Below are 24,910 nucleotides of genomic sequence, written 5' to 3'. Positions count from 1 at the left end.
GTCAGGAAGTCAGGCGCTCGGTGCAACAACGCGACGTGCCCGGTTAATCCCTAGCCGAGGCGTTCGGCGACCCACGCCTGCACGCGCTCGGCCACACCCGGCTCCCGGTAGAGCGGAGCGCTGTGATTGATGCCCGGCGAGGTGAACACCGTCACCGGCACACCCACCTGGCCCAGCATCTGCTTGAGCAACTGGCTCTGCACCGGCGGCACGAACTCCTTGTCCGAATGCACGGTCAGCATCGGGGCGTCCTTCTTGCTGGCGTGCCAGGCCACCTCCATGCTGGCCCACACCCGCGAGCACTTGCCCTTGGGCGCGCAGCCGCCGGCCAGGCGGATGGCGGCCGTGCGGAGCTTGCGCTTGTTGGGGTCGGCGCTCTTCTCCCCGTCGGCGTACGCGCGCAGCGGCGAGATGATCGGCGACAGGCCCACGACCCCCTTGAGGCCGCTGACGCCGTCGCCGTACGTGCCCACGGCCGCCGCGATGTGACCGCCGGCCGAGAAACCGACCACCACGTAGTTGGACGGGTCGAACGACCACCGGTCGGCGTGCTTGCGGGCCGTCGCGATCGCCGTCAGCGCGTCCGTGCGCTGCGCCGGCCAGGCGGCGTCACCCGACAGGCGGTAGTTGAGGTTGAAGACCGTGTAGCCGAGGTCGGCGTAGCTACGGGTGATCTCCTTCATGTACCGCTTGTCGCCGCTGGACCACCAGCCGCCGTGGACGAGGAACACGCCGGGCCGCTTCGCGCCGTCGGCGGTCCACCAGACGTCCATGGCCTGACGCCGATGGGAGCCGTAGGCGATCGTCTCCGTGGACAGGCCGCCGAGCCCGTCGAAGTCGATGGGCGTCGAGGGAACAGGTGTGGGGTCCTGCGCCGCGTTCGCGGCGGTCGGTGGCACCACAACGGCAACGAGCGCGAGCACGCCCGCGAAAACCGCACTTCGCACGGCCTTCCTTTCCCCCATGCAGATGGTCGGCCCCATTGTGGGGGAAGAGACCAGTTCTTTGCATCTCGCCAACTACGAAACATACGTCGGCACGCATGTTGCCAGAATAAGGACCTTCGCCGCCAGCAACTGGGAGGATACACAGGTGAGTAACGCTGACGACGTCCTGATCGGCCTCGATCCCGAGCAGCGGGCGGTCGCCGAGGCCGTGCGCGGGCCGGTGTGCGTGCTGGCAGGCGCCGGCACGGGCAAGACCAGGGCGATCACCCACCGCATCGCGTACGCGGTGCGCAGCGGCGTCGTCGACGCGCAGAGCGTCCTGGCTGTGACATTCACCACTCGCGCCGCCGGGGAACTGCGCCAGCGGCTGCGCACACTCGGCGCGCCCGGCGTGCAGGCGCGCACGTTCCACGCCGCGGCCCTGCGTCAGCTCACCTACTTCTGGCCCAAGGTGATCGGCGGCGCGGCCCCGTCGATCATCGAGTCGAAGCTCCCCGTCCTGGGCGAGGCCTGCCGCCAGCTCCGCAAGAACCCCGACCGCTCCGAACTGCGCGACATCGCCTCAGAAATCGAATGGGCCAAGGTCATGCAGATCGGCCCGGAAGACTACGAGCAGGCGGCCGCGAAGTACAACCGCCTGCCTCCCGGCTCGTCCGACCGGATGGAGGGGCCCTCCCGGCGCGAGGAGGTGGCCCGGCTCTACGAGGCGTACGAGCGGATCAGGCGCGAACGCCACCTCCTCGACTTCGAGACGATCCTCGAGCTGACCGCCGCCGTGATGACCGAGCACCAGGAGGTCGCGGCCCAGATCCGCCAGCAGTACCGCTACTTCGTCGTCGACGAGTACCAGGACGTCAACCCGCTGCAGAAGCTCCTGCTCGACACCTGGCTCGGCGGACGCGACGACGTCTGCGTCGTCGGCGACCCCAACCAGACCATCTACTCCTTCACCGGCGCCAGCCCGCGCTACCTGACCGGATTCGGGGTGGAACATCCCGACGCGGCCGTCATCAAACTGGTCCGCGACTACCGCTCCACGCCGCAGGTCGTCGACCTGGCCAACCTCGTCATCGCCAAGGGCAAATCCCCTCACCGCCTGGAACTCCTCGCCCAGCGCCCCGACGGCCCCAGACCGGTGTTCGCCGACTACGACGACGAACCGGCCGAGGCCGCAGGAGTGGCCCGCGCCATCAGGAAACTCCTCGACAAAGGCGTCCCTTCCCGCGAGATCGCGGTGCTCTTCCGGGTCAACTCCCAGTCCTCGTCGTATGAGGAGGCGCTGTCCAAAGCCGAGATCCCGTACGTGCTGCGCGGAGCGGAACGCTTCTTCGAACGCCCCGAGGTACGTCAGGCCGTCGTGCTGCTCCGCGGTGCCGCCCGCTCCTCGGCAGGCGAGCCCCTGGCGGCCGAGGTCCACTCCATCCTCACCGGCGTCGGACTGACCCCGTCCCCGCCCGGAGGCGGCGGCAAGGCCAGAGAGAAGTGGGAGTCACTCAAAGCCCTGGCCGACCTCGCCGAGGACATGGCCGCCAACGGCGCCGACCTGCCCGCCTACGTGGCCGAGCTGGAACGCCGCGCCTCCGAACAGCACGCCCCGCCCGTCGAGGGCGTCACCCTGGCCTCCCTCCACGCCGCCAAGGGCCTGGAATGGGACGCGGTCTTCCTCGTCGGCCTCACCGACGGCATGCTCCCCATCATCTACGCCGAGACCCCCGACCAGATCGAAGAGGAACGCCGCCTCCTCTACGTCGGCATCACCCGCGCCCGCGAACACCTCACCCTCTCCTGGGCCCTGTCCCGCGCCCCCGGAGGCCGCAAGTCCCGCCGCCCCACCCGCTTCCTCGACGGCCTCACCGGCCGCTCCTCCACGCCGCCCCGGATGGCGCCCACCCCGGGGACCGAGCGCCGCAAGGTGGCGGCCCCCGTCACCTGCCGCGTCTGCGCCAAGACGTTGCGGGCGGCGGCCGAACAGAAACTGGGACGCTGCTCGACATGCCCGGCCGACTACGACGAAGCCCTCCTCGAACGGCTCAAGGTCTGGCGCACGGCCACCGCCAAAGACTCCAAGATCCCGCCGTACGTCATCTTCACGGACGTGACCCTGCAGGCCATCGCCGAACGGGCGCCGACCACGGAGCAGGAACTGCTGTCCATCGCGGGAATCGGCCGCGTCAAAATGGACCGCTACGGCGAAGCCGTCCTCGCCCTCTGCCGCACCCCCTAGCGGCCGGCCCTCCCACCCCGCTCGCACACCCCGCCGGCGGCCGCGTGCGTGCACGTACCGCACCCGGTTCGCCCAGGGCTCGGCGACTTCCCGGTGAGAGCCGGTGGCGATCAGCACAAAGCGGCCGTCCCACACCCCAACCCCACTCCGGCCCCCCTAGGTCAGACCTCACCCCGCCCCGCCTTCCACGCCTGCCTCTGCCTCCCACGCTTGCCCCCAGCCCCCCGTCCTTCCACGTCTGCCTCCGACTCTCGTGCCTGCCCCCGGCTCACTCCCGCCTTCCACTCCCGCCTCCCGTGCCCGACCCCACTCCCGGCGGACCCCGCTTTCGTGACGCCGACGCCCAACGCAGGGGCCCCGCGCAAGGCGTGTCCCTCCCCACCACTCCCCAAGCGAACCCGCCTCGTTACAGGGGCGAAACCCCGACCATGGATCATCAGACCAACCAGGCAGCCCAGGTTCGGGCGCCCAAGGGCAGCACGTCAGACTTGTCCGGGAACCGGGACCAGAACCGGGACCAGAATCGAAACGGGAACCAGGACAAGTGCCCGCAACCAGACCAAACTGAGGCCAGAGCCAAGGCAGGACCAGGGCGCGCCGAGACCGGAAGGCACATGGGGGACAGACCAGTGAACGAGGCGCTGAAGGAGCTGCTGGACCTGCTCGACCTGGAGCAGATCGAGCTGGACATCTTCCGAGGCAGAAGCCCGGAGGAGCACATCCAACGCGTCTTCGGCGGCCAGGTGGCGGCCCAGGCCCTGGTGGCGGCCGGCCGTACCGTCCCCAAGGACAGGAACGTCCACTCACTCCACGCCTACTTCATCCGCCCCGGCGACCCTTCCATCCCGATCGTCTACAACGTCGAGCGCCTCCGCGACGGCCGCTCGTTCACCACGCGCAGGGTCGTCGCCGTTCAGCACGGCAAGGCGATTTTCACGATGTCGGCGTCGTTCCACGTCGAGGAGGAGGGCGTGACGCACCAGGCGTCCGTCATGCCGGACGTGCCGGACCCGGAGACGCTCCCCACGTTCCACGAGCGCATGTACGAGCTGGTCGGCGACAACCCCGACCTCCGCGACTGGCTGTCGCGCCCGCGCCCCGTGGACGCCAGATATGTATCGCCGTTGACGTGGGAGGCGTTCCGCAACCCGGAGTTGCGCAGCGCCGAGACGAACGTCTGGTTCCGCTACCACGCCGAGCTGCCCGACGACCCGCTGCTGCACGTGGTGCTGGCCGCGTACGCCTCCGACTTCACGCTCGTCGACACGATCCTGCTCGCGCACGGCATGGCCTGGGGATCTTCGAACGTCATGGGGGCCTCGCTCGATCACGCCATGTGGTTCCATCGGCCCTTCCGCGCCGACGACTGGCTGCTCTACGCTCATGAGTCGCCGTGGTCGGGCGGGGCGCGGGGGCTCGCGCGGGGTGAGATGTTCACCGCGTCGGGTGAGCTCGTGATCTCGGTCGTTCAGGAGGCCATGATCCGCGTGATGAAGTAGGCGCGAATCCGGTCGCCCGCGATGGCTGTTGAGCGCGAGAACTGTAACAAAATCGCAGGTAGAAAATATGTTGCCCCTTCCCGGGTTCCCGGTTTAGGGTCATGGTCAAGCGAGTCGGACACTACTGTCCGACGATCCCGAGAGTGGAGGTGAGTCCAGGTGGTGAACAGCATCGAGATGTCGGCCACGCAGTGGCTCGCCTCCGCATGCCGTAGCTCGGTGAGGCTCGCCGATGGGCCGGCCAAGCCGCGGCAGGAGAAGTCTGCCCGTAGCCAGGCCCCCTCCGTCTATGCGCGAGCCCACTTCGGTCTGCGCGCGCAAGGAGTTCCTGCCTACGCCGCAAGTATCGAACTGCCGGCCAGCCAGCTCACCAAGGGTGGACTGTGCGGTCCGCAACCCTGGAGGGATGCTCCGGTCATAACCTGACCGGCAACAGCCCCCAGGCCGCGGATCCACAGACCGGATCCGCGGCCTTCTTGTTTGTCCGTGATCCCCGACCACCTCCGAGGTGCCCAAACCAAGATCAAAAAGATCGATCAAAAGGAGAAACTGATGGGGGCGAAGACGATCATGGACCTGATCGACGAAGCCAAGATCCCCTGTCGTACCGACCCTGACCTGTGGTTCGCCGAGTCGCCCGAGGACGTCGAGTTCGCCAAGGCACTCTGCGGCGGCTGCCCGATCCAGAAGGCCTGCCTCGCCCGCGCCCTTGAGCGCGAGGAGCCGTGGGGCGTCTGGGGCGGCGAACTGATCCTCAGGGGAACGATCGTTCCCCGCAAGCGTCCGCGCGGGCGTCCCCGCAAGCACCCGGTCGCTGCCTGAACACCGCACCTACGACAAGAAAGCGAACAAACCAATGAACACTCGACCGACAAGGAACATCGCAGTGCCGGATCTCATTCATGACCTGGTAAATGACCGAATACAAACCCTCCACCGTGAGGCGGAGGAGCAGCGTCTCGTCCTGCGCGTCACCCGCGTGCAGCGAGCCAGGCGCAAGGTCAAGCGGGCGAACGAGCGCCTCCACGAGGCCCTGAGCCGCCAGATCTGATCCCGGAGATCCTGCCGCCGGCGCAGGATCTCCCCGACAGATCCCCAAACGAGAGCCGGGCGCACCCAGCGCCCGGCTCTCGCCACATCCACCCACCCAACGCTCCACCTCCCCAACCCCGCAACCCCAGCACCTCCCCAACCTCACACCTCGGCTCCCCCCAACCTGGCACCCCGGCACCTCCCAAGCCCCACCCCCAAAGCCCGATACGACCAAACCCCATCACGACCTCAGCCGCTATGCCCGGGTCCGGTACGTCCCCAGCTACTACGGTTTGGGGTCGGTATTGCCTGAGCCCGGTAGGGTCCGAGTCCGGCACGGCCTCTTCTGCTACGGCCCAAGTCCGCTACGCCCTGAGCCCAGTCCGGTCCGTGTCCGCTATGGTCTTGGGCCTGGTGTGGACCGAATCGCGGGAACATCTGCTCTTCCGCCATATCGCCCAAGACCGGGCAGCTCGGCTCTGCACCGAGTTCTCATCCCCCACGCCGTCATAGGGGCGGTCGCTCGGGGCGGCAACCGGGCTCTTGTTCAACAGGTTGCCCAAAACTCCGGCCGTACCCTCGCGAAGCGGGTTCCGCAAGCCCGAGCTCTGTGGCCAGACGCCAATCGTTCGGTGTCTGGCCACAGGCACGTACTCGCGGGCACACGATCTCATCCGATCGCTCCCGCCGAGCTCACCGGCCACGTATGGGCCGCACGCCATCCGCCGGTGTTGTGCACTCAACGAACGGACAGGTCATGGCCCAGTCAGGCAGTGAACGGCGGGCACCTCGGCAGGAACGCCCGGGGCCATCGGGTTCACGACGGTGGACACTTCTCCGACACTTCTGGCCAGACAGCCGGTGATGAGGGCCGGATCGGCGACGGCGTTCGCGGCGGGGACGGTGGCGATCATGCCCATGGCCGCCAGAGCGGTGACGGCCAGCAGGCGCGCGGTTCGATGCATCGGTTTCCTCTCAAGAAGGCAACGGTTTGCATCCGAATAATTACATGGAGTAGTCAACGATTGACAGCAAGCTGTGAGAATTCTCATCTACCGCCTCTGCGCAGCTGACCAGCGACAACACCTTCACACCCACACAGTCAGCGCCGCCGGGCCATCCGCAACCGCGAATCTCCGCTACGCCCAACGAGCCACGAAGGCCAACGAAGTGCTCGCACTCGTACACCTCCTGGAGTCGCCGACCGAGCGTGCCCCGGCAGCGCACTTCCTGGCTCGGCTGAACGGAGCGTCCGCAACCATGCGCCCCCTGGGACGTGACCCTGAGCATCGCCAACCCGGCAGCGTCGAGCGACGACCGAGCCCTTAGCCCCCGATTGCCAAGGGTTCGTCGTCAGGGTCGTCAGAGAAGCCGGGGACCCAGCGGATGACCTCGTCGCGGAAGCGGGCCGTGGTGCCTAACTGGCAGAGCACGCCCACCCCGGCCGCATGGACCCGGTGGATGAGCACGTACGACACCGGAAGGTTGAGCTGGCGGACCACGTTGGTCGGACGCAGGTCGGTCACGCTGGCCACCTGGGCCTGGAGCCACTCCCGGCTGAACGTGAACTCCTCCACCGCCGTCGGCTCCACGTACGGCGCGAGGAAGGCGCGCAGCGCGTCGGCGTCGACGTCGACGTCCGGGCGGATGAAGCCCTCCTTGCGCAGGCCGGCCACGACGGCGTTCATGTCGCCCTGATTGAAGATCCGCATGAGCGGCCCGAAGACCTTGGGGTAGCCGTCGGGCAGCCGGTTGACGGCGCCGAAGTCGAGGACGCCGAGCTTGCCGTTGGCCAGCATGCGGAAGTTGCCGGGGTGCGGGTCGGCGTGGAGCATCCCGACCCGGGCGGGGGAGCTGAAGAGGAAGCGTACGAAGAGCAGCCCGGCGCGGTCGCGCTGCTCCTTGGTTCCTTCGGTGATGACGCGGGACAGCGGGGTGCCGTCCATCCACTCGCTGACCAGCACCATTTCGTTCGCCGCGACCACGTCCGGGACATGGAAGTCGGGATCCCCGTCGAACTCGAGCGCGAAGGCATGCTGGGCCTCCGCCTCTCTGAAATAGTCGAGCTCCTCGGCGACCCGCTCACGCAGCTCCGACAGCACGGACTTCATGTCGAGGCCCGGCAGCAGCACGCCGAACAGCTTCCCCAGCCGGGCCAGCTGGGCGAAGTCGCCGAGCAGCGCCTTGCCCGCCCCCGGGTACTGGATCTTGACGGCCACCTCCCGGCCGTCGTGCCACACGGCCTTGTGGACCTGGCCGATCGACGCGGCGGCGGTCGGCTGGTCGTCGAACGACAGGAAGTTCTCCCGCCAGTCGTCGCCCAGTTGCTCGGTCAGGACCTTGTGAACCGTGGACACGGGAAGCGGGGGAGCGGCGTCCTGCAGCTTGGTCAGCGTGGCGCGGTAGGGGGCGACGACCTCCTGCGGCAGCGCCGCCTCGAAGATCGACAGCGCCTGCCCGAGCTTCATCGCGCCGCCCTTGAGCTCGCCGAGGACTTTGAAGATCTGCTCGGCGGTACGCTGCTGCACCTCCTGGGCCACCAGTTCGGCGGACTTGCCGCCCAGGCGCTTGCCAAGCCCCAAGGCGGCGCGGCCCGCGAATCCGAGCGGAAGCGTGGCCAGCTTGGCTGAACGCGTCACAGCACGGCGCGGAAGATCGCTCACACTGATGCGCGGAACCTCGGCAGAGATGCCGCTTCCCCCCTTCGTGGTCGTCTCCTGAGCACGTCAGTCGCGGTCGGGTGCCATGACCATTCTTAGCGAATAAGGATTGTTTCGCATACAACGACATTGGGGGTGTACCCGCCATGCCTGCCTTTTCCAGCGCCAATCGGGTGATATGTCCATTGTGCTGTTGGTCACAGCCGAGGGTTTGCCGTCCAGGAACGCCAGCGCGTGACCCGTTGCTTCGGCCGCCACCGCCGCCGCGAGCGCCGACCCGCAGGCGATCTCGCCGGGCGGATAGCCGCCGACCCTGGCGGTCACGATCGGCCACGCCGGATCGCTGTCGCGACGCGTCAGGTCGAGGCAGTGCAGGCAGGCCGACTGGCGCGGCAGGACCAGCGGCCCGACGATCCCATGCCCTTCGAACGCGGACGCCGGCATGTGGGGGATGGACAGTGAGATCAGCTCATTGACCAGGACACCGTCGAGCGGGGTCACGGGCGCGAGTATGACGAGGTCGGGACGGTCCCACTTGTCACCGAGGTACGGCCCACCGGCCAACGCGTTCACCGCCGGTGCGATCACCTCCAGTTCGTGGACATGGGGATCGGGGGAGCCGGGGCCCACGTCTTCAGGGCAAGGCACAGGGCGGCCCTGGGGCGAGGCCGCCGCGGTGCCGGGGAGGGCGGGGGTGGCGCGTCGGGGCGTGGACCTGGTGGCGCCGCCGTTACGGGAGACGACTTCGGCGACGCCGCGGGGAGCCGGACCGGTAGTGCCGCGAGGGGCGTGTCCAACGGTGTTGCGGGAGGCGGATCCCGTCGTGTTGCGGGAGCCGGAGGTGAGCCTTCTGGCCACCGCCACGGCGCCCTCCTCGCGCGACAGCCCTATCTCCGCCCATGTCAGCCCGCCTGGCGTGATGTCCCTGGGACGCACGGGGCCGGAATCGAAGACCCGGATGTTGCCGATCCCGGCGGCGGCCAGCAGGGCGACGATCTGGGCGCCCACACGGCCGGCACCGTAGACGCGCACCCGCATTCCCCTGCGACGCCCCAGGATCGACAGGCCGCCCTCCGGAGCGGTGGAGTCGAGGTCGAGGGCGTCGAGATCTGGTCTCAAGCGATCTCGTTCGGCCAGGGAAAGATCGCGCAGGGGCCCGGGGCTGATGGCGGCGTCGTGGAGAGCGCCTTGGGAGGTGAGCTCGTCGAGCAGGGACTTGGCGCGGCTCTCGTCGAGCCCGGCGGCGGCCGCCTCGTGCAGGACGCGCTCCAGGTCGCGGGTGCCGTCGAGGTTTTCGAGCCACCTGCGGACACGCGGCGTCAGGCCGCTCAGCGTGATCGCCCTGAGGGGGTGTACGCCGTACTGGAGAGTCTGCTCGTCGCGCATGATGCGCCGGAGGGCGGGCTTAACTCGTGGCCTCATGGCGGGAAGGTTTCCACGCCGGAGCAAGATCCCGAGCCGGTTCTGGCGCGCCTGTGGATAACTCTCCCCCCAGGGGCGTCCTGTGGAGAAACCGATGATCAGGGCAGGGAGCGCACCGGTGGACGGAACCGGCCGAGGTGGGGTGTCCCCTATGAGGTCAGGTCGGCGCGGGGCATCGAGGCCGCAAGGGCGCCCGGGGCGTGGGATGGCCGGGGCGAAGGTGACAAGACAAGGTGTTCGGTGCGGACGTGGAAGCAGAAGATAAAGGTCTGGTAAATCAATCTTTCACGAAAGATGACCAAATATCGGACACGTCACCCACCGAAACGAAGATCTTTAAGACCCCATCCAAAGCCACAACCCACCCCAAACCACCCCCCAACCAAGACCATCAAGCCAGGAAAACCCAAGCTGAGATGGGAATCCGCACCCCGACCAGCCCCAGCCCGACACCCGGCCCCGGATCTGGCCGTCCGCACATCGGGAAAGGCGCATGCCCAAATTCACCCGCTCTTAATCATCTGACCAGCAGAAACAACGTCCACCCTCTGTGGAATTTCGCCAGTCTCGGCTAACGTGCATATGTGCCCCCCGAGACAGTCGAGGTTCGTCGCAGTTCTCGTCGCCGGCGTACGGTTTCCGCCTACCGCGACGGCGACAAGACGATCGTGCTCCTGCCCGCCTGGCTGAGCGGCGAAGACGCGGATGAGTGGGTGAGCCGGATGCTGGATCGCCTGGCCGCCAAGGAACGCCGGCGAAGGCCCACCGACGAGGCCCTGCTGGAAAGAGCCAAGGAGCTGTCGGCCAAGTACCTCGACGGAGCGCCCGAGCCCGTGAGCGTGCGCTGGGTCGACAACCAGCAGCACCGCTGGGGTTCGTGCACCCCCGAGAACGGCACGATCAGGATCTCGACGCGGCTCAAGGGCCTGCCGGAGTGGGTCATCAACTACGTGATCATCCACGAGCTCGTGCACCTGCTGGTGCCCAGCCATGGGGCCAAGTTCTGGGCGCTGGTAGAACAGTATCCCAAGGCGGAGCGGGCACGCGGGTTCCTGGAGGGCTTCTCCGCCGGGGCCCACACCGCACCGGAGGAGTGTTGACGCGCATCGCCGCGGTCCTGGTACGACAGCACATGGTCCAGCAGGCTGCGCCCCCGGGCGTCGACCCGGCGGAGTTCCTCGAGGCGGTCGCCGAGGACACCTACGAGATGGTCGCCGGCCTCGAGCTCGTCACCCCCGTACTGATCACCAGCGTCCCCGAGCTGGACGAGATCGTCTGGCCGGGCACCGAAGTGATCACCATAAAAGACGACGAACCCCTGAAAACCATCCTCGGCCGCCTCCACGCCGACCAGGCCGCCGTGATCGCCGCCGACGCGCCCGACCTGCCGCCCCTGCTGGTCGGCAAGCTGTTCAGGGAACTGGGCAGGGCAGAGATCACGATCTGCCCCGCGGAGAACGGCGGCGCGGTCGCCATGGCCTGCGCCCTCCCGCCGCCCGCCTGGGCCGACCCAGACCTGGACGACGCCGGCATCGTGACCACACTCCGCGCCCAGGCCCCCGGCCCGCGCCGGGTCGCCACCACCCCGGGCTGGCACCGCCTGCGCACCCGCGAAGACGTCGAACGCCTCGACCCGGGGCTCGAAGGCTGGGACAACACCAGGGCGCTGATCAGGGCACGGTGAGCTCGGCCAGCACGGCGCGATGGTCGGTGCCCGGCACGTCGCGCACGCTGACCTCCTGCACCCCCACCCGATGGTCCACCAGCACGTGGTCGATCGTGATGATCGGCGGCACCCGCTTGTTGGCCGGCCATGTGGGGATCAGACCGGCTCCCACCTGGTCGGCCGCGTCCTTGTAGCCCCTGTCGAGCAGTTTGCGCAGGGCGGCGTGGTCGAGGGAGGCGTTGAAGTCGCCGGCCAGGATCCGCACCTGGTCGGGCGAGGCGGAGGGCAGGGACTCCAGGGACGCGTTCCAGTCGGTGACGCGCGGGCCGAGCGGCGGGAACGGATGCACGTCCACGAAATCGACCGGTTTCCCGCCGGGCAGTGAGATGCGCGCGGCGGGCATGTTGTGCCCGAACGACCTCCCCATGCCCAGGAGCGGCCGCAACGCGTGCTTGGAGTAGAGCCCGCTGCCGCTGGCGTTCCACTCGTCCTCCAGCACCCTATGGGGCATCAGCACCTTGAGCCCGGCCGCGTCCAGGTCGGAGACCGCCCCCGGCGTCAGTTCCTGCGTGCTCAGCACGTCGGGGTCGAACTCGCGTACCAGCTTCACGATCGTGGCGGGATCGGCCCTGCCGAACAGCATGTTGATCGTCATGACCTTCAGCGGCCGGCCCGTCGTGGCCTCGGCCGTCCCCAATGCCCTGGGCAGCACGCTGAACCCGAGCGCGGCGGAGGAGAGCAGCGCGACGGCGGTCGCGGCGCGTTTGCGGCCGACCGCGGCGATCATGAGGGGGATCAGCGAACCGGCCGCCGCGTACGGCGTGGCCGTCATGATCTGCGTGGGCAGCGAGCCCCGCTCCAGCCCCGCGACCCTGACCACGGCCCAGGCCGCGAACGGGGTCACGGCCAGCCACGTGAGCATCGCGCCGGGGAACTTCCGTCGCTTGCGAGCTGGTGTGACGATCGTGCCGCCGACGGCAGAAGTCTCCACTCGGACCCCCTCATGGAACGTCCCAGGAGGAGACTCTAGCCAACCGGACGTGAGCGCAGAGTAAGGGCGGCCTGTCCACGTGCGGCCAGTCGCCGCGTCGCCGCGTCGGACAGCTCGGGGATCTCTCCGACGGGGAACCAGCGCAGGTCCAGCGACTCCTCGCTGATCACGGCCTCGGCGCCGGGAGGGGCGACGGCCGCGTACTCGACGTCGAGGTGGTAGCTGTGCGGCGGATGACACCATACGACGTGTTTGTCGACCGCCAGCGGCCCAGGCAGCAGCTCAAGTCCTGAAATTCCGGACTCTTCCCAGGCTTCCCGGAGGGCGGCGTCCGCCAGCGACCTGTCGGAGAGCTCGCAGTGGCCGCCCATCGGCAGCCACATCTTGGCCTTCGGGTGCAGCGTGAGCAGCACCTGGGAACCGTCGTGCGACAGCACCGCGGTCGTCGCCGTCAGGTGCCCAGGCACACATTCGCGCAGCATGGCGTCGTCATGGGAGCGCAGATGGCCGAGGAACTCGGCCCGCAGCGCCTCTTCCTCGGGCGTTGGCGCGGTCCAAGCGGACAGCACCGCCTGCGCGTCGTGGTGCAGGCTCAACTCTCGTCGCCCTCGTCAGGCTTGGCCTCGAGCTGGGAGATGTCCCAGGCGGCCTCGCCGCGGACGAACGCCTCTGGATCGTCGAGGTCTTCCGCCGTCGGCATCAGGTCGGGGTGACCCCACAGGGCGTCGCGGCCGTCGACCCCGCGCTCGCTCTCCAGCGCGCGCCACAGCGCCCCCGCCTCGCGCAACCGCCTCGGCCGCAGCTCCAGCCCCACCAGCGTCCCGAACGTCAGCTCGGCGGGACCGCCCGTCGCACGGCGGCGGCGTACGGTCTCGGCCAGGGCGACGGCCGAGGGCAGCTTGCCCTCCGCGGCGTGGTCGACCACGGTGGCCACCCACCCCTCGACCAGCGCGAGCATCGTCTCCAGCCGCGCCAGCGCGGCCTTCTGCCGCTCGGTCTCCTCAGGCTTGAGCAGGTTGCCCCCGCTCAGCGCCTCCTGGATCGCCTCGGGGTTGTTGATGTCGAGGCCGCGAATCTGCTCCTCGAGCGCCGAAGTGTCGACCGTGATGCCCTTGGCGTACTCTTCGACCGCCCCGAACAGGTGCGAGCGCAGCCATGGAACGTGCTGGAACAGCCGGTGGTGCGCGGCCTCGCGCAGCGCCAGATAAAGCCTGATCTCGTCGCCGGGGACCTCCAGGCCCTCGCTGAACGAGGCGATGCCCCCGGGCAGCAGCGCGGCCTTGTCGGACAGCGGCAGGCCGATGTCGGTGGTGCCGACCACCTCGCGGGCCAGCGAACCGAGCGCCTGCCCGATCTGCTGGCCGACCATCATGCCGCCCATCTGTTTGAGCATGCCCATCAGCGGCCCGGCCATCTGCTGGGCCTCGGGAGGCAGCCCGGGGCCGCCCAGTGCGCCGCCCATGGTTTCGACCATGCGTTCGGCGATCGGCTCGCAGAGCTTGCGCCAGACCGGGATCGTGTTCTCGATCCATTCGGACCGGCTCCAGGCCTGCGGGCTCGACACGCCGCTCGGCAGCGTCGTCGCCTCGTTCAGCCACAGATCGGCCAGGCTGAGCGCCTCGACGATCTGGCGGCGCTCGCCTTCCATGACGCTCGGATCGCCTTCGGCGACCACGGCGTGACGGGCGATGTTCTTCGCCATGTCCCAGTTGACAGGGCCTGAACCCTGGGACGCCGACAGCATGTCGGCGAACTGGCGCATCGCCTGAGCCATCTGCTCAGGGTTGCCGAACATGGCGAACGGATTCTCGTTAGGGTCGTTTTCGCGACCTGGCAGGTCAGTCACCGCTCTACCTCGTGCAGGATGGAGGAGTCCACATCCGCCACGTTAGTCGTCCTACGGCGGATCAGTGCAAAGTGAGGACCTGGTGCCTACCTCGAAACGCCCGCGCCAACCCGTCGTCGCCGTCACGGGCGCGGCCTCCGGCCTTGGCCGTGAGCTGCTCTCGAAGCTCGTATCCTCCGCGGATTTCCGCAGGGTGGTGGCCATCGACGAGCAGCGCGGCGACCTTCAGGAAGCCACGTGGAGAGTGATCGACGTACGGGATCCGCTCTTGGCGAACCGGATCTCCGACATCGACGTCCTGGTCCATCTGGCGGGAGACTACGCCGTCGATTCCGATCCAGGGGAGCGGCGGGCCTACAACCTGCGGGCCGCCCAGACCGTGCTGACGGCCAGCGCCGCGGCGCGCGTGCGGCGGGTCGTGCTGGTCACGAGCGCGATGGTGTACGGCGCCGCGCCCGACAACGAGGTCCCGCTGCCCGAGGACGCCCCTGTGGCGGCCGAACCCGACACCGGCGTCGTGGGCGACTACCTGGAGATCGAGTCCCTGGTACGCAGGTCGCTGCGCAGCCATCCGGGCCTGGAGGTCACCGTGCTGCGCCCTGCCGCGGTCGTCGGCCCGGGCGTCGACACCGTGATCACCCGCCACTTCGAGTCGCCCAGGCTCCTGACCGTCAAGGGCTGCAGCCCGCACTGGCAGTTCTGCCACATCGACGACCTGATCTCGGCGCTGGACCTGGCGGCGCGCGGCGTCGTCACGGGCGTGGTGGCGGTCGGCTCCGACGGATGGCTGGAGCAGGAGCAGGTCGAGGAGCTGTCCGGCATCCGCGGCCTCGAACTGCCCGCGGGGCTGACGTTCGGCACGGCCCAGCGCCTGCACAGGCTCGGCGTCACCCCGGCGCCCGCCACCGACCTGCACTACGTGGTCTACCCGTGGGTCGTCGACTGCGTGGCGCTGCGCGAGGCGGGCTGGAAGCCCTCATGGACGAACGAGGCCGCGTTCGAGCAACTCCTGGAGCTGCGGGAGAACAGGACGACCGTGGTCGGCAGGCGGCTGCCCGTCAAGGAGGCCACGCTCACCGCGGCCGGCGCCACCGTGGCCGTCATCGGCACCGCCGCGATCGTCCGCCAGGTCCGCAAGAAACGCCGCCAGTGACAGCACGACGGCGAACCGGCAGGTCAACGGGGGGTTTCCCGTTGTTGGTAGGCTTTTTCCGTGGACGTCATCCGGTTGCTCGGCATTCGTGACACCCCGCTGTCGGTTGACGAGGTGCTGGCCGCCGTGGGCGACCACGCCTCGGGCGGCACCGTGATCTTCGTGGGCACCGTCCGCGAGCAGGATCAGGGAAAACCGGTGACCAGGCTCTCCTACTCCGCGCACCCCACGGCCGAGGCCGAACTGCGCAGTGTGGCCGAGAAGGTGGCGGCCGACTTCCCCGTGACGGCCCTGGCCGCCGTCCACCGGGTCGGCGATCTGGAGCTGGGCGACACGGCGGTGGTCGTCGCGGTGGCCGCGCCGCACAGGGACGAGGCGTTCAAAGCCTCGCGCCGCCTGATCGACGACCTGAAAGGGCAGGTCCCGATCTGGAAACATCAGTTGTTCGCCGACGGCGAGACCGAATGGGTCGGCGTCGGCGCATAAGCTCATCTCATGTCACGACGCGCCCTGACCCTGCTACTCGCGGGATTCCTGGTGCTCGCGCTCGGCGTGGTGGGCGCGTTCCGGCCGGTCCCGTACGTCGTGCTCAGCCCCGGCCCGACGGAGAACACGATCGGTGAGGTCGACAAGAAGCCCGTGATCTCGATCAAGGGCCGGCAGACCTACCCGACCGCGGGCGCGCTGAGCCTGGTCACGGTGGCCTACCAAGGCGGTCCGGCGGCCCAGATCGACCTGCTGACGGCGTTGCGCGGTTGGATCGATCCGACCGTGGCGGTGGTCCCGCAGGAGACGATCTTCGCTCCTGACCGCGACCCCAAGGAGGTCGAGGAGGAGAACACGGTCGAGATGACCAACTCCCAAGACTCCGCGACGGCCGCCGCGCTCAACGAGCTCAAGATCCCCTACAACATGGTCGTGACGGTCGTGTCCACCGAGAAGGGCAAACCCGCCGACGGCAAGTTGCAGAAGGACGACGTGATCAACGCCGTCGACGGCAAGCCCGCGACCGACGTCGATGTCGTGGGCGACGCCGTCAAGGCCCGCAAACCAGGCCAGAGCGTGGTCTTCAACGTCACCCGCGGCAAGGACAAGCTCGACGTCACCCTGCACACCGTGGCGGGCCCCCAGGGCCAGACCCTCGTGGGCGTGCTCATGAAGGCCGACTACAAGTTCCCGTTCGACGTCGACATCAACGTCGGCGACGTCGGCGGTCCCAGCGCCGGGCTGATGTTCTCGCTCGGCATCTACGACAAGCTCACCCCCGGCGAGCTGACCGGGGGTAAGAAGATCGCCGGTACCGGCACGATCGAGCCGTCGGGCGAGGTCGGGCCGATCGGCGGCATCGCGCAGAAGATGGTCGGCGCCAAAGAGGCGGGCGCGACGATCTTCCTGACGCCGGCCGACAACTGCGCCGAGGCCATGAAGGGCGTGCCCGACGGGCTGCGGCTGGTCAAGGCGGATACCCTGCACGACGCGGTGCTCTCGCTCGACGCGCTGCGCACGGGCAAGGGAAACGTGCCAGCGTGCGAGGCCGGATGAAACTTCTGGCGGGCGCCATGCGTTAGCCGTAGGGCTGGCACAGCGGTGTAGGTTGCCAGACACGGACCGTTTCTCCATTACGACGAGGGGTTGGCCTTGAGCTTCCGGACCCCAGGAGCCGGCAGGGCGATGCGCTTGCCCCGTCGGCCGCGACTGCTTCTGCCTGTGGCGATCGCTCTTGTGGCGATTGTGGCCGCGTTTTTCCTCTTTTCGGGCATTTATACGGACTATCTATGGTTTGACTCGACCAACTTCACTTCGGTCTTCACCGGTGTGCTCCTGACGAAGATCGTGCTGTTCCTGGTCGGAGCGGTGCTGATGGTCGGCATCGCGGGCGGCAACATGCTGCTGGCCTTCCGCATGCGGCCGATGTTCGGCCCGGCGATGTTCGGCGGAGGCAGCGGCGCCGACCGCTACCGCCTGGCGCTCGACCCCCACCGCAAGTTGATCTTCATTGTCGGCATGGGCCTGCTCGCGCTCTTCTCCGGCTCCTCGTTCGCGGGGCAGTGGGAAACGTGGCTGAAGTTCATCAACGGGGTGCCGTTCGGCAAGCAGGACCAGCTGTTCGGGATGGACATCTCGTTCTTCATGTTCGACTACCCGTTCATCCGGATGGTCCTGAACTTCCTGTTCACCGCGGTGATCATCTCGATCGTGCTGGCGGCGATCACGCACTACCTCTACGGCGGGTTCCGCCTGCAGTCGCCCGGCGTGCACGCCTCCAGGGCGGCGCGCACGCACCTGTCGGTGCTGCTGGGCGTCTTCGTGCTGCTCAAGGCCGTCGCCTACTGGATCGACCGCTACGGGCTGGTCTTCTCCGACCGCGGTTTCGTGCACGGCGCCTCCTACACCGACGTCAACGCCGTCCTGCCGGCCAAGACCATCCTCGCGATCATCGCGCTGATCTGTGCCGCCCTGTTCTTCGCCGGCGTCGTGCGCTCCGGCGGCATGATTCCCGGGGTCTCCTTCGGCCTGCTCGTGCTCTCGGCCATCCTGATCGGCGGCGTCTACCCCGCACTGGTCGAGCAGTTCCAGGTCAAGCCCAACCAGCAGGGCAAGGAAGCGCAGTACATCGAGCGCAACATCGAGGCCACGCGGCAGGCGTACAACGTCGACAAGACCGAGGTCGAGACCTACAACGCCCAGGCCGACCCGACCAAGGTCCAGGCCAACGACGGCGACACCTCGGTCTCCGGCGTGCGACTGCTCGACCCGGCGCTGGTGTCCTCGACGTACGAGCAGACGCAGCGCATCCGCGGTTTCTACAGCTTCGGCGACACCCTCGACGTCGACCGCTACCCCGACGCCAACGGCAAGCTGATCGACCACGTCGTCGGCGTTCGCGAGCTGACGGGCCCGCCCGAGGGCCAGGACAACTGGATCAACCGGCACCTGGTCTACACCCACGGCTACGGCTTCGTCGCCGCGCCCGGCAACCAGGTCGACACCGGCGGCCTGCCCGCCTACACCGCCAAGGACATGCCGGTCAGCGGCCCCCTGGTGTCCCAGTCCAAGCTCCAGGAGCCGAGGGTCTACTACGGCGAAGACCCGGGGTCGGCCCAGTACGTGATCGCGGGCGGCAACCCGAACAACCCGCAGGAACTCGACTATCCGGAGATCGGCGGCACGGGTCAGAAGAACACGACCTACACCGGTCAGGGCGGCGTCCCCGTCGGCTCGTTCTTCAACAGGCTCCTCTTCGCCGCCAAGTACGGCGAGGCGAACATCGTCCTGTCGGGCGACATCAACGACAACTCCAAGATCCTTTACGTCCGCAACCCGCGTGACAGGATCGAACAGGTCGCGCCCTTCCTGACCCTCGACGGCAACCCGTACCCCGCCGTCGTCGACGGGCGCATCACCTGGATCGTGGACGGCTACACCACCTCCAACGACTACCCGTACTCGCAGAGCGAAAGCCTCGGCGACATGACCCGCGACACGTCCAGCGACCGCCGCGTGATCGCCCAGCAGCCGAGCGACAAGATCAACTACATCCGCAACTCGGTCAAGGCCACGGTCGACGCCTACGACGGCACGATCAAGCTCTACGGCTGGGACACCAACGACCCGGTGCTCAAGACGTGGAGCAACGCCTTCCCCGGCATCATCCGCCCGGCCTCGGAGATGAGCGCCGACCTGCGCTCCCACGTGCGCTACCCGGAAGACCTGTTCAAGGTGCAGCGCTACACCCTGTCGCGCTACCACATCACCAACCCCGCCGCCTTCTACAGCGGCCAGGACTTCTGGAACGTCCCCAACGACCCCACCCAGGGCACCACGAACGTCAAGCAGCCGCCCTACTACCTGACCACCACGATGCCGGGCAGCAAGCCGGCGTTCTCGCTGACGACCACGTTCGTGCCCAGACAGGGGCCCAACCTGGCGGCGTTCATGGCGGTCGACTCCTCGGGCGGCTCCGAATACGGGCGCATGCGGATCCTGCGGATGCCGTCCACCGTCCCCGGCCCGGGACAGGCGCAGAACGCCTTCCAGAGCCGGTTCGCGGGTGAGCTCAACCTGCTCGGCGTCGGCGCCTCGTCGGTGCGGTACGGCAACCTGCTGACGCTGCCCTACGCGGGCGGGCTGGTCTACATCGAGCCCGTCTACATCCAGGTGGCCGCGGGCGGCGGCCAGGAGCCGTACCCGATCCTGCAACGGGTCCTGGTGTCGTTCGGCAACAAGATCGGCGTGAAACGCACGCTGGAGGAGGCGCTGGCAGAGGTCTTCGGCGGGCCACAGAACACCCAGCAGAACGAACAACAACAACAGCAACAGGAACAGGAACAGGAACAGACCACGCCCAGCCAGGCCAACGCGGCGCTGAGTTCGGCGATCTCGAACGCCCAGAAGGCCTACCAGGACGCGCAGAAAGCACTGCAGGCCAGCCCGCCCAACTGGGACGAGTACGGCAAGGCGCAGAAGCAGCTGGAGGACGCGCTGAAGGCGATCGAGGGCGCCAACACCCGGCAGGCCACGCCGGCCGCCACCCCGTCGGCCTCGCCAACGGCGACGACGCCCCCGAGTTCGCCGCCGGCCACACCGCCGGCGTCCCCGAGCGCGTCACCATCGCCGCCGGGCAACACGTCTTAGCCCAATCAATTTGCGCCCAGCCCGCGTCGCCCACTAGTCTTTAGACACAACGCGACGCGGGGTGGAGCAGTTCGGTAGCTCGCTGGGCTCATAACCCAGAGGTCGCAGGTTCAAATCCTGCCCCCGCTACCAATCCAAAAAGGTCCAGAGGTTCGCCTCTGGACCTTTTTGCATGTGATCCATCGTGGATGGCGCGAGCACTCCCGGCAGGGGGTATAGTTATTAACAACACACCGACGCGGGGTGGAGCAGTTCGGTAGCTCGCTGGGCTCATAACCCAGAGGTCGCAGGTTCAAATCCTGTCCCCGCTACCAAGTGAAATACCCGGCCTCTTCGGAGGCCGGGTATTTTTTTATGGACGCCGCCGATGAGGCGGGCCTTCCTGACGAGCCCGACCAGGGCCGTTTGCCCTGTCCCACCAGCCTTAACCTGGAGGAATGGGAGACAGGCCGCGCGGCAAGTGGCGCGTCTACCTCGGTGCCGCACCCGGGGTCGGCAAGACGTTCGCCATGCTGAGCGAGGCGCGCCGCGCCCGCGAGCGCGGCAAGGACGTGGTCGTGGGCCTCGTCGAAACCCACGAACGGGCCCGCACCGCCCAACTGCTCGCCGGCCTGGAGATCGTCCCCAGACAGACCCTGACCTACCGGGGCACGACGTTCACCGAGCTCGACACGGACGCGGTGATCAGACGTTCCCCCAAGGCCGCCCTGATCGACGAGCTCGCCCACACGAACGTCCCAGGCTCCCGTAACGCCAAGCGCTGGCAGGACATCGAGGAGATCCTCGACGCCGGGATCGACGTCATCTCCACCCTCAACATCCAGCACCTCGAATCGCTGAACGACGTGGTCGAGCAGATCACCGGCGTGCCGCAGCGGGAGACCGTGCCCGACGAGGTCGTGCGCAGGGCCGACCAGATCGAGCTCGTCGACATGTCGCCCGAGGCGCTGCGCCGCCGCATGGCCCACGGCAACGTCTATCCGCTGGAACGGGTGGACGCCGCCCTGGCCAACTACTTCCGGGTCGGCAACCTGACCGCTCTGCGGGAGCTCGCCCTCATCTGGGTGGCGGACAAGGTGGACGAGCAGCTCGACCGCTACCGTACCGACCACTCCATCGGCGGCACCTGGGAGGCCCGCGAGCGCGTGGTGGTCGCGCTGACCGGCGGCCAGGAGGGCGACACGCTCATCCGCCGGGCCGCCCGCATCGCGGCCAGGAGCAAGGGCTCCGACCTGCTGGCCGTGCACATCACCAACGCCGAAGGGCTCGACTCCGGCGGCGACCCCGCGAACCTCGTACGCCAGCGCACCCTCGTCGAGAACCTCGGCGGCACCTACCACCAGGTGGTCGGCGACGACATCCCGCGCGCGCTGCTCGATTTCGCCCGTGGCGTGAACGCCACCCAGCTCGTGCTCGGCGCGTCACGACGGGGACGGCTGGCGCAGCTCATCTCGCGCGGCGTGGGCGTCACGACGACGGCCCTGTCCGGAACGATCGACGTGCACATGGTCACGCACGAGGCGACCAGGAAGGGCGCCGCCCGGATCCGATCGAGGGCCGCGCTGACCCGCACCCGGCGCGCGGCCGGCTGGGGGCTGGCGCTGCTCGGGCTGCCGCTGCTGACGGCCGCCCTCCTGCCGCTGGACTTCACGCTGCCCAGCGAGATCCTGATCTTCCTGCTGCTCGTCGTCTGCGTCGCCCTGACAGGCGGCATGTGGCCGGCGCTGACGGCGGCGGTGCTCGGGTTCGGGCTGCTCAACTGGTTCTTCACGCCGCCGGTGCACACGCTGACGATCGCCGCGCCGGACAACGTGCTCGCGCTGGCCATCTTCGTGCTGGTGGCGGTCATGGTCAGCACCGTCGTCGACCTGGCGGCCAGGCGCAGCAGGGAGGCGGCGCGGTCGCGGGCCGACGCCGAGGTGCTCTCGACGCTGGCGGGTCACGTGCTGCGCGGCGCGGCGGCGCTGCCGTCACTGCTGGCCAGGATGCGCGAGACGTTCGGGCTGACCTCCGTGACCCTGCTCGAACGCGACCACGACTGGCGGATCGTCGCCACCTCGGGCGGAGTGCCGTGCACGAGCCCCGGCATGGCCGACACCGACGTCGTCATCGACGAGCGGCTCGTGCTCGCCGCCCACGGCCGCCTGCTGGACGCGAGCGACCGGCGGGTGCTGGAGGCGTTCGCGGCGGAGGCGGCGGTCGCGCTGCGGCAACAGCGGCTGCGCGAGGCGGCCGAGCAGGCCGAGCCGCTGGCCGAGGCCGACAGGATGCGCACGGCCCTGCTCGCCGCCGTCAGCCACGACCTGCGCACCCCGCTCGCCTCGGCCAAGGCGGCGGTCGAGAGCCTGCGCGCCACCGACATCACCTGGTCGGACGAGGACCGCGCCGAACTCCTCGCCACCGCCGACGAATCCCTGATCAAGCTGAACCGGCTCGTGTCCAACCTGCTCGACATGAGCCGCCTCCAGGCCGGCGTGCTCGGCGTGCGCCTGGAGCCCGTGGCGATCGAGGACATCCTCCCGCGCACCATCGCCGACCTCGGCCCCGTGCGCGACAGGGTCCGCGACGACCTCCCGCCCGAGATCCCCGGGATCATGGCCGACCCGGCGCTGCTGGAGCGGGTGCTGGTCAACCTGATGGCGAACGCCGTCCGCTACAGTCCCGAGGGCGAACCCGTACTCGTGACCGCGAGCTGGCACGGCGACAACGTGGAGATCCGGATCATCGACCGGGGCCCCGGCATCCCGCAGGATGCGCAGGAAAGGGTGTTCATGCCCTTCCAGCGGCTCGGCGACCGCGGCAGCCACACCGGCGTGGGGCTCGGCCTGGCGCTCTCACGCGGTCTGACCGAGGCGATGGGGGGAACGCTGGCCCTGGAGGACACGCCAGGAGGGGGACTGACCATGACCGTCTCACTGCGGAGGGCCACATGACGCGGGTGCTCGTGGTGGACGACGAGCCGCAGATCCTGCGTGCGCTGCGCGTCAACCTGGCCGCCAGGCAGTACGAGGTCGCGCTCGCCCCCGACGGGGGCTCGGCGCTGCGCCAGGCCGCGGACTGGCATCCCGACCTGGTCATCCTCGACCTGGGCCTGCCCGACCTCGACGGCGTGGAGGTCATCCAGGGGCTGCGCGGCTGGACCACGGTCCCGATCATCGTCCTGTCCGGGCGCGCCGACAGCACCGACAAGGTGGACGCGCTCGACGCGGGAGCCGACGACTACGTGACGAAGCCGTTCAGCATCGACGAACTGCTCGCGCGCGTGCGCGCCGTGACCCGCCGCACGGGCCGGCACGAGGAGGAGCTCGCGGAGGTGCGGTTGGGCGACCACGTGGTCGACCTGTCCGCCAGGACGATCTCAGGAGGGGTGCGCCTGACGCCCACGGAATGGCACTTCCTGGAGATCCTGCTGCGCAACCCCGGCAAGCTGATCAGCCAGCGGCAGTTGCTCAAGGAAGTCTGGGGCGAGTCGTATCTCAAGGAGACGCACTACCTGCGGCAGTACATGGCTCAGTTGAGGCGCAAGCTGGAACGCGATCCCGCCCATCCGGTTCATTTACTGACAGAGCCGGGGATGGGGTACCGGTTCCGGCCCTGAGCCTCGCTTCAGGGGGCCGTTATGCCTTGCTCCTCATGGAGAGTGCTTTCAGCACCGCCCAGACGAGCAGCAGGAATCCGAAGATCACCTGGGAGACTCGCATCCAGGGGGCCGAGGCCTGGTCCGCATAAATCACGACGCCAACCCACATAAGGCCAAATGTCCCAACTAGGACTATCGCTGCCCAGTTCAGCCCCCGTTGCCACATATGCGAAGTCTTGCAGCCGACCCGCCAAGGGCGAGTATGCCGGGGGTCGTCGCTGAGGCAACGTTGGCGGGCTCCGGTTACCTGGGGAGCGCTCTGTGCGCGCCGACGCACCGGCGCAGGCGCAGCCCGCGCGGGCGCTGAGGAGTCTGCTCCTCCAGGCAGGCGAGCAGCGCGGCCGCCGTACGGGCGTCAGAGAGGATGCGCTGCACGGCCTCACCGTCCGCGGGCATCTGATCCCGTGTGGACAACTCGTGCTTGACGAAGGCCAAGGGGTCGGGCGCGTTCACGCTCTCCGCCGCGACGCTCGCCCGCGCGGCCGTGAGGAGGCGCAGGTAATGGGTGCGCAGAACGGCCTCGCGCATGCGGGAGTGTTCGAGATCGTCGATCAGGGTCCTGGCGATTCTCAGTAGGTCTCCGGCGTGGGTCGCCTCGTCGGCGAGGAAGGCACGGATGTCGTCGAACTCCGAGCGGGTCATTGCGGACACCTCCGAGAGCGCAGTCTGCTCGTACCTACTTCGTACCTGGAGGCGATTGCGGATGACTTGCCGACGGCTTGACTACGGGCGTCGGCCTGGGGATACCTTGGCGAGGTTTGAGGATCTGGTGGTGAGGGAAGAACCTAGTGATTACCTGAGTGGCGCGAAGTGGGTGCCGCGGGCTGCTAGAGTTGCTTCGCGCAGGGCGGCCGAGAGGTTCATCAGAACCTCGGAGATGTCCGGCAAATCCCACTACCTTCAAGGTTGTTCGCTGCTGATTTCGCATCAGTTCGGACGGGCTGGTAAGTTAGAGGGGTTGTCTCCGAAAGGGGGCAGGATTAATTCCCGCAGGTCGAGCAAGTCCGGTCAATTTGACAGAGACTTGAACGGCTGAAAGAATTAAGACACAACGAAATGAACGCCTCGGAAGCGAGACAAACAAAGTCTCGGTGAAGATGTACGCGTCCGTTTCTTGAGAACTCAACAGTGTGCTAAAAGCCAGTGCATGATTTACATGCAAAACCCTGTCATTCATTTGACGGATTGCTTGGAC

General features: G+C 68.2%; 20 protein-coding genes and 2 tRNA genes. 14 read left to right on the top strand and 8 right to left on the bottom strand.

The window, feature by feature from the left end:
• Nucleotides 1-50: 50 nt before the first annotated feature.
• A complete protein-coding gene (locus tag ACFOY2_RS33495) occupies nt 51-947 on the bottom strand; it encodes an alpha/beta hydrolase (protein WP_379532114.1) in 897 nt (298 codons plus the stop codon).
• A 145-nt stretch (nt 948-1,092) separates the two neighbouring features.
• On the opposite strand from ACFOY2_RS33495, the gene ACFOY2_RS33490 reads away from it, so the two are divergent.
• From ACFOY2_RS33490 to ACFOY2_RS33475, 4 genes are all read left to right on the top strand, one after another.
• On the top strand, nt 1,093-3,171 hold the full coding sequence (locus ACFOY2_RS33490; protein ID WP_379532113.1) for an ATP-dependent DNA helicase UvrD2: 2,079 nt from the start codon (nt 1,093-1,095) through the stop codon (nt 3,169-3,171).
• 629 nt (nt 3,172-3,800) lie between these two features.
• On the top strand, nt 3,801-4,670 hold the full coding sequence (gene tesB, locus ACFOY2_RS33485; RefSeq protein ID WP_379532112.1) for an acyl-CoA thioesterase II: 870 nt from the start codon (nt 3,801-3,803) through the stop codon (nt 4,668-4,670).
• 552 nt (nt 4,671-5,222) lie between these two features.
• Complete coding sequence (locus ACFOY2_RS33480) at nt 5,223-5,492, top strand: WhiB family transcriptional regulator (protein WP_080045300.1); 270 nt, start codon at nt 5,223-5,225, stop codon at nt 5,490-5,492.
• A 64-nt stretch (nt 5,493-5,556) separates the two neighbouring features.
• The gene (locus ACFOY2_RS33475) at nt 5,557-5,721 is read left to right on the top strand and encodes a hypothetical protein (protein ID WP_379532111.1); all 165 of its coding nucleotides are present in this window, start codon (nt 5,557-5,559) and stop codon (nt 5,719-5,721) included.
• A gap of 736 nt (nt 5,722-6,457) precedes the next feature.
• Here the strand turns inward: ACFOY2_RS33475 and ACFOY2_RS33470 are convergent.
• From ACFOY2_RS33470 to ACFOY2_RS33460, 3 genes are all read right to left on the bottom strand, one after another.
• The gene (locus tag ACFOY2_RS33470; RefSeq protein ID WP_379532110.1) at nt 6,458-6,667 is read right to left on the bottom strand and encodes a hypothetical protein; all 210 of its coding nucleotides are present in this window, start codon (nt 6,665-6,667) and stop codon (nt 6,458-6,460) included.
• A 360-nt stretch (nt 6,668-7,027) separates the two neighbouring features.
• Entirely contained in the window at nt 7,028-8,341 is a 1,314-nt protein-coding gene (locus ACFOY2_RS33465; RefSeq protein WP_449290153.1) for an ABC1 kinase family protein, read from the bottom strand.
• Between the two features lie 87 nt (nt 8,342-8,428).
• Nucleotides 8,429-9,784: a ThiF family adenylyltransferase gene (locus tag ACFOY2_RS33460; RefSeq protein ID WP_379532108.1), complete on the bottom strand. Its 1,356-nt coding sequence runs from the start codon at nt 9,782-9,784 to the stop codon at nt 8,429-8,431.
• A 584-nt stretch (nt 9,785-10,368) separates the two neighbouring features.
• Between ACFOY2_RS33460 and ACFOY2_RS33455 the strand changes: the two genes are divergently transcribed.
• A complete protein-coding gene (locus tag ACFOY2_RS33455) occupies nt 10,369-10,884 on the top strand; it encodes a M48 metallopeptidase family protein (RefSeq protein ID WP_357822448.1) in 516 nt (171 codons plus the stop codon).
• Nucleotides 10,881-11,468 carry a hypothetical protein gene (locus tag ACFOY2_RS33450; RefSeq protein ID WP_379532107.1) on the top strand — a complete coding sequence of 196 codons (588 nt, stop codon included), beginning with the start codon at nt 10,881-10,883 and terminating at the stop codon, nt 11,466-11,468. The genes ACFOY2_RS33455 and ACFOY2_RS33450 overlap by 4 nt, the downstream gene beginning before the upstream one ends.
• On the opposite strand, the gene ACFOY2_RS33445 is transcribed toward ACFOY2_RS33450, so the two are convergent.
• From ACFOY2_RS33445 to ACFOY2_RS33435, 3 genes are read right to left on the bottom strand one after another with little or no spacing between them, the layout of a single operon-like run.
• Nucleotides 11,455-12,441, bottom strand: a complete 987-nt coding sequence (locus ACFOY2_RS33445) for an endonuclease/exonuclease/phosphatase family protein (RefSeq protein WP_379532106.1) — start codon at nt 12,439-12,441, stop codon at nt 11,455-11,457. The genes ACFOY2_RS33450 and ACFOY2_RS33445 overlap by 14 nt on opposite strands.
• Before the next feature lie 35 nt (nt 12,442-12,476).
• The gene (locus tag ACFOY2_RS33440; protein WP_379532105.1) at nt 12,477-13,037 is read right to left on the bottom strand and encodes an NUDIX hydrolase; all 561 of its coding nucleotides are present in this window, start codon (nt 13,035-13,037) and stop codon (nt 12,477-12,479) included.
• Nucleotides 13,034-14,236, bottom strand: coding sequence for a zinc-dependent metalloprotease (locus ACFOY2_RS33435; protein WP_379532104.1), 1,203 nt, complete (start codon nt 14,234-14,236; stop codon nt 13,034-13,036). Before ACFOY2_RS33435 ends, ACFOY2_RS33440 begins: the two co-directional genes overlap by 4 nt.
• A gap of 130 nt (nt 14,237-14,366) precedes the next feature.
• Between ACFOY2_RS33435 and ACFOY2_RS33430 the strand changes: the two genes are divergently transcribed.
• The 8 genes from ACFOY2_RS33430 (at nt 14,367) to ACFOY2_RS33395 (ending at nt 23,673) form a co-directional block, all read left to right on the top strand.
• Nucleotides 14,367-15,440, top strand: a complete 1,074-nt coding sequence (locus tag ACFOY2_RS33430; RefSeq protein ID WP_379532242.1) for an NAD-dependent epimerase/dehydratase family protein — start codon at nt 14,367-14,369, stop codon at nt 15,438-15,440.
• A gap of 60 nt (nt 15,441-15,500) precedes the next feature.
• Nucleotides 15,501-15,926 (top strand): molybdenum cofactor biosynthesis protein MoaE, encoded by a 426-nt coding sequence (locus ACFOY2_RS33425; protein WP_379532103.1) that lies wholly within the window; start codon nt 15,501-15,503, stop codon nt 15,924-15,926.
• 9 nt (nt 15,927-15,935) lie between these two features.
• Nucleotides 15,936-16,982, top strand: a complete 1,047-nt coding sequence (locus ACFOY2_RS33420) for a YlbL family protein (protein WP_379532102.1) — start codon at nt 15,936-15,938, stop codon at nt 16,980-16,982.
• 129 nt (nt 16,983-17,111) lie between these two features.
• Nucleotides 17,112-20,075 (top strand): UPF0182 family membrane protein, encoded by a 2,964-nt coding sequence (locus ACFOY2_RS33415; RefSeq protein WP_379532101.1) that lies wholly within the window; start codon nt 17,112-17,114, stop codon nt 20,073-20,075.
• Nucleotides 20,076-20,130: 55 nt separating this feature from the next.
• Nucleotides 20,131-20,207 (top strand) — tRNA-Met (locus ACFOY2_RS33410).
• A 105-nt stretch (nt 20,208-20,312) separates the two neighbouring features.
• Nucleotides 20,313-20,389 (top strand) — tRNA-Met (locus ACFOY2_RS33405).
• 123 nt (nt 20,390-20,512) lie between these two features.
• On the top strand, nt 20,513-23,008 hold the full coding sequence (locus ACFOY2_RS33400; protein ID WP_379532100.1) for a sensor histidine kinase: 2,496 nt from the start codon (nt 20,513-20,515) through the stop codon (nt 23,006-23,008).
• Nucleotides 23,005-23,673: a response regulator gene (locus ACFOY2_RS33395; RefSeq protein ID WP_379532099.1), complete on the top strand. Its 669-nt coding sequence runs from the start codon at nt 23,005-23,007 to the stop codon at nt 23,671-23,673. Before ACFOY2_RS33400 ends, ACFOY2_RS33395 begins: the two co-directional genes overlap by 4 nt.
• Nucleotides 23,674-23,958: 285 nt before the next feature.
• Here ACFOY2_RS33395 and ACFOY2_RS33390 read toward each other — a convergent pair whose 3' ends face one another.
• On the bottom strand, nt 23,959-24,357 hold the full coding sequence (locus tag ACFOY2_RS33390) for a hypothetical protein (RefSeq protein WP_379532098.1): 399 nt from the start codon (nt 24,355-24,357) through the stop codon (nt 23,959-23,961).
• Between the last annotated feature and the right edge of the window lie 553 nt (nt 24,358-24,910).

The organism is Nonomuraea purpurea, from assembly GCF_042650645.1.
Taxonomy (GTDB): domain Bacteria; phylum Actinomycetota; class Actinomycetes; order Streptosporangiales; family Streptosporangiaceae; genus Nonomuraea; species Nonomuraea purpurea.
Note: the sequence above shows the minus strand (reverse complement) of the source record. Positions and strands in the feature narration are given on the sequence as shown.

What these genes read in the sequence shown, in the direction of transcription:
- ACFOY2_RS33415 (WP_379532101.1), top strand. Translation starts at nt 17,112, where the DNA reads ATGCGCTTGCCCCGTCGGCCGCGACTGCTTCTGCCTGTGGCGATCGCT.
- ACFOY2_RS33390 (WP_379532098.1), bottom strand. Translation starts at nt 24,357, where the DNA reads ATGACCCGCTCGGAGTTCGACGACATCCGTGCCTTCCTCGCCGACGAG.
- ACFOY2_RS33460 (WP_379532108.1), bottom strand. Translation starts at nt 9,784, where the DNA reads ATGAGGCCACGAGTTAAGCCCGCCCTCCGGCGCATCATGCGCGACGAG.
- ACFOY2_RS33420 (WP_379532102.1), top strand. Translation starts at nt 15,936, where the DNA reads ATGTCACGACGCGCCCTGACCCTGCTACTCGCGGGATTCCTGGTGCTC.
- ACFOY2_RS33480 (WP_080045300.1), top strand. Translation starts at nt 5,223, where the DNA reads ATGGGGGCGAAGACGATCATGGACCTGATCGACGAAGCCAAGATCCCC.
- ACFOY2_RS33400 (WP_379532100.1), top strand. Translation starts at nt 20,513, where the DNA reads ATGGGAGACAGGCCGCGCGGCAAGTGGCGCGTCTACCTCGGTGCCGCA.
- ACFOY2_RS33470 (WP_379532110.1), bottom strand. Translation starts at nt 6,667, where the DNA reads ATGCATCGAACCGCGCGCCTGCTGGCCGTCACCGCTCTGGCGGCCATG.
- ACFOY2_RS33435 (WP_379532104.1), bottom strand. Translation starts at nt 14,236, where the DNA reads ATGTTCGGCAACCCTGAGCAGATGGCTCAGGCGATGCGCCAGTTCGCC.
- ACFOY2_RS33395 (WP_379532099.1), top strand. Translation starts at nt 23,005, where the DNA reads ATGACGCGGGTGCTCGTGGTGGACGACGAGCCGCAGATCCTGCGTGCG.